The organism is Nostoc sp. (assembly GCF_036916655.1).
Taxonomy (GTDB): Bacteria; Cyanobacteriota; Cyanobacteriia; order Cyanobacteriales; family Nostocaceae; genus Nostoc.
The window spans coordinates 69,074-83,927 of the sequence record NZ_JBALFY010000101.1 but is presented as its reverse complement, the minus strand read 5'-3'; the positions used below and the strand labels follow the sequence as shown (position 1 = coordinate 83,927).

14 protein-coding genes are annotated in these 14,854 nt (G+C 42.3%); 11 read left to right on the top strand and 3 right to left on the bottom strand.

The genetic code is table 11. The features are described 5' to 3' along the window. Positions 1-72 precede the first annotated feature (72 nt). Together V7L31_RS27710 and V7L31_RS27705 are read left to right on the top strand one after the other, a co-directional pair. Positions 73-270 carry a DNA-binding protein gene (locus V7L31_RS27710; RefSeq protein WP_334699216.1) on the top strand — a complete coding sequence of 66 codons (198 nt, stop codon included), beginning with the start codon at positions 73-75 and terminating at the stop codon, positions 268-270. Continuing rightward, on the top strand, positions 267-665 hold the full coding sequence (locus tag V7L31_RS27705; RefSeq protein WP_334699215.1) for a type II toxin-antitoxin system death-on-curing family toxin: 399 nt from the start codon (positions 267-269) through the stop codon (positions 663-665). The genes V7L31_RS27710 and V7L31_RS27705 overlap by 4 nt, the downstream gene beginning before the upstream one ends. 708 nt (positions 666-1,373) lie before the next feature. Here the strand turns inward: V7L31_RS27705 and V7L31_RS27700 are convergent. Further along, positions 1,374-1,859, bottom strand: coding sequence for an allophycocyanin subunit alpha-B (locus V7L31_RS27700; protein WP_179068617.1), 486 nt, complete (start codon positions 1,857-1,859; stop codon positions 1,374-1,376). Positions 1,860-2,091: 232 nt separating this feature from the next. Here V7L31_RS27700 and rlmD point away from each other — a divergent pair, with 232 nt between their 5' ends. Further along, a complete protein-coding gene (gene rlmD / locus V7L31_RS27695) occupies positions 2,092-3,498 on the top strand; it encodes a 23S rRNA (uracil(1939)-C(5))-methyltransferase RlmD (RefSeq protein ID WP_334699214.1) in 1,407 nt (468 codons plus the stop codon). Between the two features lie 391 nt (positions 3,499-3,889). Then, positions 3,890-4,339: an ATP-binding protein gene (locus tag V7L31_RS27690; RefSeq protein WP_179068619.1), complete on the top strand. Its 450-nt coding sequence runs from the start codon at positions 3,890-3,892 to the stop codon at positions 4,337-4,339. Positions 4,340-4,409: 70 nt separating this feature from the next. On the opposite strand, the gene V7L31_RS27685 is transcribed toward V7L31_RS27690, so the two are convergent. Further along, positions 4,410-4,685 carry a DUF6439 family protein gene (locus V7L31_RS27685; protein ID WP_041565907.1) on the bottom strand — a complete coding sequence of 92 codons (276 nt, stop codon included), beginning with the start codon at positions 4,683-4,685 and terminating at the stop codon, positions 4,410-4,412. A gap of 44 nt (positions 4,686-4,729) precedes the next feature. On the opposite strand from V7L31_RS27685, the gene V7L31_RS27680 reads away from it, so the two are divergent. Then, entirely contained in the window at positions 4,730-5,092 is a 363-nt protein-coding gene (locus V7L31_RS27680) for a hypothetical protein (RefSeq protein WP_334699213.1), read from the top strand. A gap of 2 nt (positions 5,093-5,094) precedes the next feature. Beyond that, the gene (gene asnS / locus V7L31_RS27675; protein ID WP_334699212.1) at positions 5,095-6,486 is read left to right on the top strand and encodes an asparagine--tRNA ligase; all 1,392 of its coding nucleotides are present in this window, start codon (positions 5,095-5,097) and stop codon (positions 6,484-6,486) included. Between the two features lie 141 nt (positions 6,487-6,627). Here asnS and V7L31_RS27670 read toward each other — a convergent pair whose 3' ends face one another. After that, on the bottom strand, positions 6,628-7,413 hold the full coding sequence (locus V7L31_RS27670) for an Rpn family recombination-promoting nuclease/putative transposase (protein ID WP_334699211.1): 786 nt from the start codon (positions 7,411-7,413) through the stop codon (positions 6,628-6,630). 115 nt (positions 7,414-7,528) lie between these two features. On the opposite strand from V7L31_RS27670, the gene V7L31_RS27665 reads away from it, so the two are divergent. From V7L31_RS27665 to V7L31_RS27645, 5 genes are all read left to right on the top strand, one after another. Continuing rightward, on the top strand, positions 7,529-8,011 hold the full coding sequence (locus tag V7L31_RS27665) for a chemotaxis protein CheW (protein WP_334699210.1): 483 nt from the start codon (positions 7,529-7,531) through the stop codon (positions 8,009-8,011). 21 nt (positions 8,012-8,032) lie between these two features. Continuing rightward, positions 8,033-9,304, top strand: coding sequence for a CheR family methyltransferase (locus V7L31_RS27660; protein WP_334699209.1), 1,272 nt, complete (start codon positions 8,033-8,035; stop codon positions 9,302-9,304). A gap of 526 nt (positions 9,305-9,830) precedes the next feature. Continuing rightward, positions 9,831-11,615 (top strand): methyl-accepting chemotaxis protein, encoded by a 1,785-nt coding sequence (locus tag V7L31_RS27655; protein WP_334699208.1) that lies wholly within the window; start codon positions 9,831-9,833, stop codon positions 11,613-11,615. Positions 11,616-11,624: 9 nt separating this feature from the next. Beyond that, complete coding sequence (locus tag V7L31_RS27650) at positions 11,625-12,341, top strand: chemotaxis protein CheW (RefSeq protein ID WP_334699207.1); 717 nt, start codon at positions 11,625-11,627, stop codon at positions 12,339-12,341. Further along, on the top strand, positions 12,341-14,599 hold the full coding sequence (locus tag V7L31_RS27645; protein WP_334699206.1) for a hybrid sensor histidine kinase/response regulator: 2,259 nt from the start codon (positions 12,341-12,343) through the stop codon (positions 14,597-14,599). Before V7L31_RS27650 ends, V7L31_RS27645 begins: the two co-directional genes overlap by 1 nt. Positions 14,600-14,854 lie beyond the last annotated feature (255 nt).

The window sequence follows — 14,854 nt, the reverse complement described above, 5'->3', positions numbered from 1 at the left end:
GACGCGATCGCTCTTTTCTGAATATAAGTTCCAATGCTAAAGTAATGCTATCTTCAAGCGGTTTATTTTACCATGAACAGCATTACCATTCAAGTTCCTGATGAGCGTTTGTTGAAGCTGCAAGAAACCGCCAATAACCTTGGTATATCAATAGAAGAATTAGTGCTAATGGGTATTGAAGAAATACTAGATAAACCAAACGCATCTTTCAAAGGTGCGATGAATTACGTACTCAAGAAAAACACTGAACTTTACAAGCGGTTGGCGTGATCCGCTATCTCACCTTAGAAAAGGTCTTGGAACTCTATCATCGCATAGTTGAGCAGTCAGGTGGATCGGCTGGCGTTTCCAATATGGGTGGATTGGAATCAGCGATCGCTCAACCACAAATGACTTTTGCTGGTGAGGAACTTTACCCTAAAATAGCTGAGAAGGCTTCTACCCTTGGTTTTTCCCTGATTAAAAATCATCCTTTCATCGATGGTAATAAACGTGTTGGTCACGCTGCGATGGAAGTATTTCTAGTGTTGAATAGTTTTGAGATTAACGCAACGGTGGACAAACAAGAGCAGGTAATTTTACAAGTTGCATCTGGTGAGTTGGGACGAGACGAATTTACCGAATGGCTTCGTAATCAGATAATAGCGCAGCCAGATTTTCCATAATTCATCTGAAAAATAGGTTTGTGTTGAGGCGATCGTTTTTTATTAAACCTAACGAAATTCTTGTATCTCCATCCTGGTAAGTATTGGCAGAATTTAGTTAAGTAGCTTTTTTTATAAGTAAATTTGTTTCTTGGATGGAGGAGTAGGACAACTTCAGAATACGCTCAACAGAATTATACCGATAATGAGATACACAAGACGAATGGTAATTGTACACCAAATGCTTTAGTTTTTAAAGATAACTTGATTTTTTCATCTCAGTGAAATTTCTAGCCCCAAAACTTGCATAAATCTAGTGTCACTCAGAGATTATTCGGGTATATGCAGTTTAGATGTAACAATCAAGTGACGAGAATCACACATATCGATGATTAGGATCGTCTCTCTGCGCTCGCTAACTAGGCATAATTAATGACAACTGAACTCTAGCCGAGTCATTAATAGGGAACACACTTAATTACCGACAGCCTTACTCAAGGACTGTCGGTTTTTTGTATTTGTCATTGGTCATTGGTCATTTGTCATTTGTCATCAGTGAAATGCCCCGTGCCCAATGCCCATATCTATAAAATTTCCCCACAACTGGTTCGTAACTTGACAAAGGTTTTGCCACAGCCACTAACAAATGTGGGGAAGGTATGATCAAATTGGGTATCTTATGCCTAAGTAGACCGAAAGTATACTCCTACAATTCCCACACACTTTGTATTACGACAAAGCTTGAATGATGTAATCAAAGTAAGGTGCTGCTTCGGCAGCGTCTTCCGTACTCAGTAAGCTAAGAGAAGCTGTTTTGAGGGAAGCGATCGCTTCTACCATTCCAGGCACGGGAACGCCCAATGAATTGTACATTTCCCGCACACCAATCAAACCGATTTTTTCAATTGGCTCTTTGTCACCGGCAAGCACGCCATAGGTAATTAGGCGTAAGTACCAGCCAAAGTCACGGATACATAGAGAACGTTGGCGTTCTCCGTAAGCATTACCTCCGGGGGAGATAAAGTCAGGGCGCTTCTGCCAAAGTTGTTTGGTTGCTTCCTGAACTATCTTCTTTTCGTTTTCACCCAAAGTAGCTGCAATCCGTGTCCGTTGTACGCCGGTTTGCAAAAAGTCTTTGATATTTTTAAGTTCACCACTGCTGGGATAACGCAGTTCGTCGTCGGCTTTGAGAATAACTTGGCTAATTACAGTCATGATTATTGAAATCACCTGAAATATTATCTGTTAGTTTACCGAGTTGGAGGTACACAAGTGAAGGGATCGGAGTTACTTATGTATTGAATTTATCTGTTTGGGGAGAGTGGGGACTGGGGATTGGGGATTGGGGACTGGGGATTGGGGACTGGGGGAAATGAAGAAGACAATGCCCAATGCTCCAAGCCCCATAACAAATGACTAATGACTAATGACCAATGACTAATGACTAATGACTAAAATAATTTGGCAACAGGGTGAATTAATTGAAGTGACGATCGCTAATCTGAGTGATACAGGCGATGGTGTGGGACGCGCTGATGAGCGTGTAGTGTTTGTCCCAGATACCGTCCCAGGCGATCGCGCTATCGTCCGTCTAGTACATGTTAAACCTAAATACGCCCACGGTAAGCTCCAAAAGCTATTGTCACCATCACCCCACCGGATTCGACCCAGTTGTATTGTGGCGGACAAGTGCGGTGGTTGCCAGTGGCAGCATATTAGTTATGATTACCAGCTAGTAGCCAAGCAAAATCAAGTTACCCAAGCTTTGGAGCGCATTGGCGGCTTTATCCAACCACCAGTAGATCCGGTACTCGCTGCCCCTTCTGCTTTCGGCTACCGTAACAAATCTACATATCCTCTCTCGCTATCGGCAACAGGACAGGTACAGGCTGGTTACTATCAAAAAGGTAGTCACCAATTAATTAACTTAAATCAATGTCCAGTCCAAGACACGCGATTAAATCCCTTACTTGCCGAAGTTAAGCAGGATATTCAACAGCAAGGCTGGCAAATTTACGATGAACAGCGCCACCAAGGAAAAATTCGCCATCTCGGTTTACGCATTGGCCGACACACTGGAGAAATGTTGCTGACTTTGGTAGTAAAGGACTGGAATTTATCAGGAATTGAAACCCAAGCCCAGGAATGGTTAAAGCGCTATCCGCAGTTAGTGGGAGTGTCGCTAAATCGCAATGGCGATCGCACAAATGCTATCTTTGGATCAGAAACCCGTTGTATTGCTGGAGTCCCCCACCTGCATGAAAATTTTGCTGGACTGGAATTTCAAGTACGCCCAGATACATTTTTCCAAGTGTATACAGAAACAGCAGAGGCACTATTGCAGGTAATTCAATCAGAACTCAATCTTCAAGGGCATGAGTTGCTAATTGATGCCTACTGTGGTATTGGGACTTTAACTTTACCCCTCGCCAAAAAAGTACGTGTTGCTACAGGATTAGAAGTGCAAGCAGCAGCAGTAGAACAAGCTATTTTGAACGCCCACCGCAACGGAATTGATAATGTGACATTCCAAGTTGGGGCAGTAGAGAAATTGCTGCCAAAGATGGGCACAATACCAGAAGTAGTAATACTCGATCCGCCACGTAAGGGGTGCGATCGCGCAGTCATCGACACTTTACGGCAATTGAAACCATCTCGGATCGTTTACGTCAGCTGTAAAGTAGCTACCCTCGCCCGCGACCTGAAATTGCTTTGCCAAGATGGGCTATATACCATCACACGGGTACAACCTGCTGATTTTTTCCCTCAAACTACTCATGTTGAAGCTGCTGCCTTTCTTGTGCTGTCACATTTGAACAAGGATGGTAATTCCTTTACAAAAACTGAAATTTGAAATTTTTAGTCTAGTGCATACTAAAGATGCTAAAATTGAATTAAGGCAAAAATAAAAAATCATTTTGTTTAAATAAATTCAAGTTGCATAGGTTATTAAAAATATGAAGTGGATTGTATGAATCATAAATCGGCAAATAACTAGAGTATCCCAATACTCTCTCAAATTAGCAGCATCTTCTTAATATGCTGACATCATTATCAAAGTGATTCTGGCCGATATATATCTAAACAATCCCAACTCATAGTTATAAAGCCAATGCTCCCTAGCATTTTCAAAATTTAGTTTTAAAGACGCAAGTTTGAAGGCAGCATGACCACCTCAAGTTTTATCAGGGTGACTGTAATAGCAAACTGATGTCTAGCTAACTGAAAGCTATGGGGTTTCTCTTGTGATTACTATTTCACTCCGTCCAGTTGGACGTTATTGGGGCACTATTAGTTTTGCCTCAACCCTCTATCTTTGTCCCATATTAGATTTATTGTTGGCAGAAATTCCAGCAAAATTACAAGCAGAACTGCGGCTAGGACTTCAAGAAGCCCTAGTCAATGCAGCTAAACATGGCAATAATCTCGATCCAAGTAAAACAGTTGTAGTTCGTTTTTCCGTAATAGATAATCAATATTGGTGGATAATCTCAGACCAGGGCAGTGGTTTTACTCCTTCATCTACTACTAATGAAGAACCAACAGACTATCTTCCACCAGATGAGTCAGAAAATGGTCGTGGTTTATGTCTTCTGCATCAAATTTTTGATCAGGTGCAGTGGAACCGCAAAGGCACAGAATTGAGGCTTTGTAAACAAATGGAAAATCGCCGGGGACTATCTCTGCGGCGATAAGAGGGGAGTGGGGAAAGTTATTGATTAGTTGTTTCTTACTAACTATTCCCTATTCCCCATTCCCCATTCCCTACTTACCGTGAGTTGGACAGGGAGGGGCAGAAATGGAGCGATCTAACCAACCAATTGCCTGTTCTAATCTCGCTTGAGCTTCTTGTGGCTGATTCTTTAAAAGATACACAATAGCTGCTGCCACTTGTTCATTAGCGCGAGAATTGCGGTTAGACTTGAGGCGATGCCAATCGTTAGGGGAAATGCTCAGTCTTTCCATGAGGGCTTGAGCTAGTTCCAGAGTACTAAGTTCATTCAGTTGACTGGTTTTCGGCAGCTGGGTAGATTGGGACATAACTATTGGCACATTTGCATTTACTTCTACTTTACTACTTGTAAATGAAGCCGCCAAAACAATCACAGCCATCAGCAGAAAATCCAGAACCAGATTTTGAACAAGAATTAGAGGAAGTAGAGCGATCGCTCCTATCCTTAAGAGAACGTTACGATCAAGTGCAACGCGATCGCCAACAACAGGCACAATGGCAACAGCGACGAGATCAACTAAAGCACAATAAATCTCAGACACCAGAAATCAAAGCAGAGTTACGGCACATTCAACAGCAGTTGGAAAAGCTAGAACTAAACTTAGAAAGCCAGTTATTTTCTTGGCGTAGCCTCAAAAAACCTTTCTGGCAAGTCGTCCGCTTTGGTGGAATGGGCGTTATCATAGGCTGGATATTAAAGTCTTATGCTGGATAAATATGGTAAATCGACGGATTGCAGAAATATTGCGAAGTGGCCAACCTGATGAATCCCTCCAAGTGCAAGGCTGGGTGCGGACGAAGCGCGAGTCCAAAGGATTTGCTTTTATTGAAGTCAATGACGGCTCATCACTAGCGAATTTGCAAGTCGTCATCAATCAGGATTTGCCGGATTACGAAGCTATTTTGAAAAAATTGAATACGGGTGCTGCTGTAGAAGCGACAGGGGTACTAGTGGCTTCCCTTGGGAAAGGACAGCGAATTGAATTGAAAGCCGACACAGTGAAAGTTTACGGCGAAGCTGATCCCGATACATATCCCCTGCAAAAGAAACGCCATTCCTTTGAGTTTCTGCGAACCATTGGACATTTGCGATCGCGTACCAATTCGTTTGGTGCAGTTTTCCGCGTCAGGAATGCTTGTTCGGCAGCAATTCATCAATTTTTCCAAGAAAGAGGCTTTTTGTGGGTACACACACCCATCATCACCGCTAGTGATTGCGAAGGCGCGGGTGAACTGTTTAGCGTTACCAGTTTAGATTTAAAGAATATTCCCCGCACAGAAAACCAAGCAGTAGATTACAGCCAAGATTTTTTTGCTAAACCCACATATTTAACAGTTAGCGGCCAGTTGGAAGCGGAAGTGATGGCGATGGCGTTTAGTAACGTCTACACCTTTGGCCCTACCTTTCGTGCAGAAAACTCCAACACCTCGCGCCACTTAGCAGAATTTTGGATGGTTGAGCCAGAAATGGCTTTTTGTGACTTAGAAGGCGATATGGATTTAGCTGAGGCATTTCTCAAACACATTTTTAAATATGTGTTGGAAACTTGCCCAGAAGATATGGAATTTTTCAATGAACGCATTGATAAATCTGTGTTGGCAACAGCCGAGAATATTATTAATAATCAGTTTGAACGCTTAACTTATACAGAAGCGATCGCACTCTTAGAAAAAGCTGATGTTAAATTTGAATATTCAGTGAGTTGGGGTTTAGATTTACAATCAGAACACGAACGCTACCTAGCTGAACAACAGTTTAAAAAGCCAGTAATTGTTACAGATTATCCAGCGCAAATCAAAGCATTTTATATGCGCTTGAATGACGATGAAAAAACCGTCCGCGCAATGGATATTCTCGCACCGAAAATTGGCGAAATTGTCGGCGGTTCCCAGCGCGAAGAACGTTTAGAAGTATTAGAACGCCGTGTATTAGCGCAAGGATTAAACCCAGAAGACTTGTGGTGGTATCTAGATTTGCGTCGTTACGGTACTGTTCCACACGCGGGTTTTGGGTTAGGTTTTGAAAGACTCGTGCAATTTATAACTGGTATGGGAAATATTCGTGATGTGATTCCCTTTCCGCGTACACCACAAAGTGCTGAGTTTTAGTTTGAGAATTTGAAATCCAGGCGATTAGAAATCGTGTCTATACAAAACAAGCCCGTTTGAATGTACTAATAAAAACTTTGAAACCCGCGAATGCGGGTTTTGCTTGTATAGCCACGTATTTTCTAAAGCGATTAATTAAAATTAAGGATTTTGAATCTCCTCTTGTAAAACTTGAACTTGCTCAAGAGATAATTCAGTAACTTGAGCAATTCGCTCTAAACTCATGCCAATTCGCAACAAATTTAAAGCCAACTTTCTTGTTGTTTCTGCTTTACCTTTGGCTTCGCCTTTGGCTTCACCTTCTTCTAGGATTTCTTGATAAATGACTGATTCGCGCATAATCTCACTCCTGAAAATCTTCTTAATTACATCCTTCTTTAATACCAGACCTGCTAAAATGCCACTGGCAGCAGCTATATTTCTTTGTAGCTGGTGATCGCTAATCGCTTCAACCGCTTTGGCTACTTGGGTTAATACCATTGTAGGATCGTTTGTCTGACTTAGCACGGCAAAGGGTAATAACCCTGGAATGCTCATAAACCTCTCTGTTGGTTGTTCCCACAGGCGTATTACCTCAAACTGATGGTAAGTGTTGTTTAATCTAAAAGTGTTTTCACTGACTAATTCTGAACTGGTTTTTCTCAAATAGATTACTATTTGACGCATTTCTTTGTTAGGAAAGCGGCGATAAACCCTAACTCGATAATCTAACATCCGAAAGGGAATATCTTCATCAGGGTCGGTTTGAAATTCGGTATGTAGAACTAAATCATCAGATTGCAATAATATTAACGAATCGGCGCGAATTGGTTCGCTTGATAATTCAGTCGGGCTAAGTTCTGTTAATTTAATCGGTGAACCTAGTAACCAAGTTGCCAAGTCATCTTTGAAGTTTTCGGCAATGAATTTACAGATGTTGTCATACATGGCAGCTTTAAAGGATGGGTATCATGTATTGCTGATGAAAATTAAATTTGTTAGTCTTGGGTTTCCTTGCATAGCCTACAAGGAATACCAAAGCTAGCACTGGAGATGTAAGTTAATGCTAATGTTACTTCTCAACATCGGGAATGAGCGATATGCCATAGAAAGCCGACAGGTTATAGAAGTAATATCACTTGTTGTACTCAAAACTTTGCCTCACCAGCCTGAGCATATCGCTGGTGTTTTTAATTATCGGGGACGCATTGTACCAGTAATCGATTTATGTCAGTTGATGCGTGGTAAACCTTCCAGTGAGTACCTTAGTACTAGGATTGTATTAGTCAATTATTGGGGGAGTAATAATGCAGAACTTCAGGCTCCCTATATTTTGGGTTTGATGACAGAACAAGTTGTAGAAACATTACATCAGTCTGAGTCTGAATTTGTTAATCCCAATATCCAGATAGATACAGCGCCATATTTGGGCAAAATGATTGTTGATGACCAAGGGATGATTCAGTGTCTTCGCATTGAGTACTTGTTGTCAGAAGCGCAGCAAGTCAATCTCTTGCCACAAAGTCATCACAATACTAGATTTTAGATTGGTCTGAAGATTCTATAAATGGCACAATCTGTTATTGAAGCTTTACTAAAAAGCAAGATTGGTTTGGATGCAAATTCTATTGGTGCTGATGCGATCGCAAGTGCAATTTATCAACGCATGGCAGATTGCGGTATAACGGATATTGCTCACTATCTGGGGAAGTTACAGGTATCTACCCAAGAATGGGAAGCACTGATTGACACTGTAATTGTTCCAGAAACTTGGTTTTTTCGAGAACCAGAATCTTTTGCATTTCTGAAGCATTACGTATTATCTGAATGGTTGCCAAAAAATCCCCAAGGTGTGTTGCGGGTTTTGAGTGTACCCTGTGCAACAGGTGAGGAACCATATTCCATTGCGATCGCTCTTTTGGAAGCAGGATTAAATCCGACAAACATTCACATCGATGCTGTTGATGTTAGCAACAAGTGCCTGTCAAAAGCCCAACGAGCAATCTACAGTCAATACTCGTTTCGCGGCAATAGCCAATCGTTTCAAGAGCGCTATTTTCAGGCAACAGAGGTAGGATATCACCTGTGCGAACAGGTGAAAAGTATGGTGAATTTTATTAATGGCAACTTGGCAGATCCGGCTTTTCTTGCTGACACGCCGCTTTATGATGTAGTCTTTTGCCGTAACCTGTTGATTTACTTCGATGTGACAACAAAAGAGCGCACGATTCAAGTCCTAGAAAGGTTACTAAGGCCAGAAGGCTTGCTATTTGTGGGACACGCTGAAGCTTGGTTATTGTTTAAAACTCAATTGATCTCAGTTCGTCAAGATTCAGTAGTTGCTCATCGAAAGTCCACAGGGGGCGAAAATGTTCGCAAAAATCATCATCCAAATCCTCAGAGACAAGGTTTCATAGGCAAAAATATAGATGTTCTCAACAAGCGACAGCTACCGAAAAAAAACCGTTCCAAGTTTGTCGCCCAAGAGAGGTTAAATGTTGCTTCTCAGAATCCGATATTGCCAATAGAACTAAAAGTAAATTTGTTAGAAACAGCTAGAGCTTTAGCCGATGAAGGTCGATTGGATGAGGCGGTTAAATTATGCAACGATTATCTCAACCAAAATCAGGTGAGTACTGAAGCATATCTTTTACTAGGTCAGGTGCAGCAAGCGATGGCACAAAATGAACGGGCGGCACAATCTTTTCAAAAAGCAATTTATTTACAACCGACTCACCAAGAGGCGCTGACTCATCTGGCATTACTCAAAGAACATCAAGGAAATGCGGATAGTGCTAATCTTCTCTGGCAACGAATTCACCGATTAAATAAGCATTAAAGTTGCATAATCAGGGCGGGCAAGATGCCCATCCACAAGACACTGAGAAAATTTTAATATGCAAATTAAATGTGTTTTAGCTTATCTAACTCTTGTGGGATGGGCGTCTCGCCCGTCCGGGGTGGACATCTTGTCCACCCCACAAGAAAATTTATTGCAACATTTTAAGCTTGCCGATGCAACAAAGGTGTAGGGAGATGAATCAAAGGTGCAGATCAAGAGACTTGTATGTACACCGTAGCCTTGTAGGGAAGGAGCTGGGGGTTAGGTCTGTATTAGGACTCAACTAAGAACCGCTATATTCAAAACCTACGCAGTATTGGGATTCATCCACCTCAGATACTCAAACTTCTTACTCAGCACTTAACACTTTCACATCAGAAGAAAAAGCTAGTCTCTGAACTAAGGCTAGCTACTTAATAATTTGTTTAAAAATAAAAATACAGACTGTTCATCTTGTTTGTGATTTGGGAATTTTAAGAACTGAACGCATTTTCCAACAGCATAGGAACAATAGGATATCCAAATGTTCAAGAACATGACCTTGCAAACACGGTTAATCAGTTCATTTTTATTCATGGGACTGATTGTACTCATAATGGCCTTGCTGGGATGGTTCACCACCAACGAGTTAAATCAGTACATTAACATACTAGTGAAGGATAACATCCCCAGTTTATCCGGGATATGGAAGATTAACGAAGGTCAGACACAAATCCAATCGGCAGAACGGTTACTATTTGATCCTGAAGTCACTGTGACTGAAAGACAGGGTGCGATAGCTCAAATTCAGGATGCTTGGAAACAGATTAACGAAGGGATTAAACAGTACGAAGCAACGCCATTAACCGAACAAGAAAAAAAAGAGTATGACTTACTTAAAGATCAACTGGATGTCTGGAAGCAAGCCCATGAGAAATTGTTAGATATTGAGCAACAGTTCAATCAACTTAATGCTCGCAATCCTTGGAAAAAACAAATTATATTAATGCGTCAAGGAAAAGAGAAATCATCGGATTTCGCCACAATTCAAATGGCAATTGAATTACGTAATCGCATGGATTCTGAAGGCGCAAATAAGGAGGAGCCGTTATTTAAAATAACTGACGAGCAAGCAGGCAAACTTTTAAAACTTAATGAAGGTTACATATCAGATTTACAAAAAGAAGTCGAACAAAATGTAGCTCGCAGCATTTTCTGGATTTGTGTAGGAATTTTCATTGGCCCCACAACTGCAATTATTTTGGGGATTGTAATCGCAAGGCAAGTTGCATCGCAGATTATTAGTCAGATTATGGGTGTGGTTGGGCTTGCAGAGCAAATTTCCACGGGGAACTTAACAACTCAGGTCAAGGCTGATCCCAACAGCAAAGATGAAATGAATAGACTTTTAACTGCTTTCCAAACTATGACTCAGAGTCTCAATACTTTGATTCGTCAAGTACAGCATTCAGGGATTCAAGTAACTACCTCAGCTACTCAAATAGCAGCTTCGGGTAAACAATTGGAAGCAACGCTCACCGAGCAGATAGCTTCTACTAATGAGGTAACTGCTGCTAGCAAGGAAATTTCCGCCACCTCTAGGGAATTGGTAAGTGCAATGGAACAAGTTGCAACCATTTCCCAAATCACGACGACAGCAGCAAATGATAGTCAAAAAGACATAGTGCGGATGGAAACCACTATGCGGCAGTTAGCAGAAGCCACTAATGCGATCGCAGCTCGATTGGGAGTAATTAGCGAAAAAGCAAATAGCATTAATAGTATCGTCGTCACAATTACCAAGGTGGCAGATCAAACGAATCTGCTATCTTTAAATGCGGCGATCGAAGCCGAAAAAGCTGGCGAGTATGGCTTGGGCTTTGCTGTCGTTGCTAGAGAAATTCGCCGATTAGCAGATCAAACCGCCGTTGCTACCCTCGACATTGAGCAGATGGTGAAGCAGATGCAATCTTCAGTCTCTACAGGTGTGATGGAGATGGACAAGTTTGCCGCAGAAGTAGGGCGGAGTATAGAAGATGTTGGCAGCATCAATACACAGGTTGGGCAAATTATCCAGCAAGTGCAAGACCTGAATCCGCGATTTGAGTTTGTCAACCAGGGTATGGAAACCCAATCTGTGGGAGCGCAACAAATTAGTGAGGCGATGGTGCAGTTAAGCAGTACCTCTGTGCAAAGTGCGGATTCCTTGCGGGAAATTAATCATGCCATAGCCCAACTTAACCAAGTGGCGCAGGGATTGCGTCAAGAGATTGCCCGCTTTCAGGTGAAAACAGAAGACGTTATACCCCTAATTCACCAACTCTCTTGAGCAGCCCTTATGAACCCCGCTACTCCCTTAAATATTGAACGTTGTTGGAATTTTATCGGCATTGAGGGCGATCGCTCCTGTCCCCAATTAGCCACCTATACCCATTGCCGCAATTGTCCCGTTTACTCTACTGCTGGACGCTATTTGCTAGAGCGCTCCATACCTGAAGATTATCGCCATCAGTGGACTGAGTTACTGGCTAAATCTAGAACTAATGAAAATTCCCAGATATCCCATGCTTTACGCACAACTCAAATGACGGTTGTGATTTTTCGTCTGCAACGGGAATGGCTGGCACTTTCTGCCCAAATCTTCAAAGAAATTTCTCCTGCGAGTGTGGTTCATACCATACCGCATCGCAGCAACCAAATCTTACGGGGATTGGTAAGTATCCGAGGCGAATTGCGATTGTGTATCTCTTTGAGCGATTTGTTGAATCTCGAAGCTGCCGATACAGCAGTACAAACGCTCAATCCAGTGGTGTATTCGCGCATGGTGGTGCTGGAAAAAGCAGATAAAACTTGGGTGTTTGGTGTAGATGAACTTTATGGAGTACACCGATTTCACCGGGATGAGTTACAAGATCCGCCTAAGAGTCTGACTCAAACTTATACAAAAGGATTATTTCACTGGCAACCTGGCGGATTGCAAATGGAGTGTTCGCACAGTGTCAGTTATTTGGATGATGAATTGTTATTCACCACCTTAGCTAGGAAGGTGCTGTGATGTTAGAAGAATTTGATGTCAGCAATCTTTCCTTGCTTGATTTATTCAACATGGAAGTAAAAGCCCAAGTTGTGGTATTGAATGATTGCCTGTTGGCACTGGAAACTAAGCCCGATCCCCAACCAGAACTGGCAGCTTTAATGCGGGCAGCCCATTGCATCAAAGGCGCTGCGCGAATTGTCCAAATCGATCCGGTTGTCAACCTTGCCCACGTCATGGAAGACTGCTTTGTGGCGGCTCAAGAGGGAAAAGTTACCTTAACTGCCGATCGCATTGATGTATTGTTGCAAGGGGTAGATATGCTCCTGCGTATAGCTGAAACGTTTACAGCTAACCCAAATTTGCAGATGTTAGAAAATATCGGCATCCAATCGTTAGTGAGTGCGATCGCTAATATCCTAACTCCAGAGGCAACCTCTACAGAAATTCATCCCTTAATAACAACAGCGCAGTTAGAAGACAACCAACAGACAAACCTTATTTCCCCATCCCCATTAGAAGAACTGGGCATCACCCAAAATCGGGCGGTGCGAATGAGTACTGAAAATCTCAATCGCTTGATGGGTTTAGCAGGAGAGTCTTTAGTTGAAGCGAATTTATTAGAACCATTTGCTAACTCTTTGCTGAAGCTGAGAAAGAATCAGGGGGAATTGTCTAACCTGCTAGAGAAGTTACAGGATTTATTGGGCAACTATCATCTGGATCGGCAAATTAAGGAAACCTTGAGTGCAACTCATCAAAAAGCTAACGAATGTTACCAGATGATGAGCGATCGCCAAAACGAACTAGAACAATTTTCTCAGCGTTCTGCTAACCTTTCCCAGCGCCTATATCAAGAAGTTATTGCTACTCGAATGTGTTCCTTTGCGGATGGGGGACAGGGATTTCCCCGGATGGTACGTGACTTAGCAAGACAATTGAGTAAACGGGTGAAAATGGAAATCGTCGGGAAATCTACTTTGGTAGATCGAGATATTCTAGAACGCCTAGAAGCTCCATTAACTCATATCCTGCGGAATGCGATCGATCATGGCATTGAACTACCCCACGAACGTTTAGCAGCAGGAAAGCCAGAAGAAGGAATTATTCGTATTGAAGTTACCCATCGCGCCGGAATGCTGTTTATCACCGTTGCAGATGATGGACGGGGAATCGATATCGAGTTTTTGCGCCAAGCAGTCATCAGCAAACAATTGACAAACCCGGAAATGGCAGCCCAACTTACCGAAGTTGAGTTGATGGAATTCCTGTTTTTACCTGGTTTCTCCACAACCCAAACTGTCACCGAAATTTCGGGTAGAGGTGTGGGGCTGGATATCGCCCATAGCGCAGTGCGGGAAGTTGGCGGCACGCTGCGGGCGGTTTCTGTGTTGGGAAGAGGCATGACCTTTCACTTGCAGTTACCATTGACGCTATCTGTGATTCGCACCTTGTTGGTGGAAATTGCTGGCGAACCCTATGCCTTTGGACTCACACGCATTGAACAGGTGTTGATATTATCGAAGTCTAAGATTGCTGTATCGGAAAATCGCCCATTTTTCGTGATAAATAATCAACCTGTGGAGTTGATTTTGGCAAGTCAAGTTTTAGAGTTAGCCTCGCCTGCGGTGAATATGGAATCGCTGTCAGTTATTGTAATTAGCGATCGCCTCAATCGTTACGGATTAGTTGTAGATCGGTTTCTCGGTGAGTGCAATTTGGTTGTCCGCCCCCTAGATCCTCGCCTTGGTAAAGTCCCCAACATTAGCGCCGCCGCCCTGATGGATGATGGTTCACCAGTGTTGATTATCGATGTCGAAGATTTAGTCCGTTCCATTGCGAAGGTATTTTCCAGCGGACAACTTTCTCAGGTAAATCAGTCTGCTCATCAGGTAGTTACCAAAACCTACAAGCGAGTGTTAGTAGTGGATGATTCAATAACTGTGCGCGAAATGGAGCGCAAACTTTTGGAAAACAACGGTTATAAAGCTGAAGTGGCAGTTAATGGCATTGATGGTTGGAATGCAATCCGCAGCGGCGATTATGACTTGGTGGTGACAGATATTGATATGCCTCGGATGAACGGCTTTGAACTCACTAGCCAGATAAAAACTCATGCCAAGTTGAAGCAAATACCTGTGATTATCGTTTCTTACAAAGACCGGGAAGAAGACCGACTGCAAGGGTTAGAAGCAGGTGCAGACTACTACCTCACGAAGAGCAGCTTTCATGATGACACTCTGTTAAAGGCGGTGATTGATTTAATTGGAGAAGCATAAGCAAATTTTAGATTTTAGATTTTGGATTTTGGATTAAAAATCTTTATTCTCAGACAATACTATTCAATAGTTCTCGATTAAGCATTTTTAATTCCGAATCAGATTTTAGGAAAAAGTTAAAGGGTAAGGGTCAAAGGTTTTTTTGATTAAAATTATAGAGCAAAAATATACAATACAAACTTTTGTAGAGACGGCGATTTATCGCGTCTCTCGATTTATCGCGTTTATTGCCTTAACTATTTATTGTGTCAACTT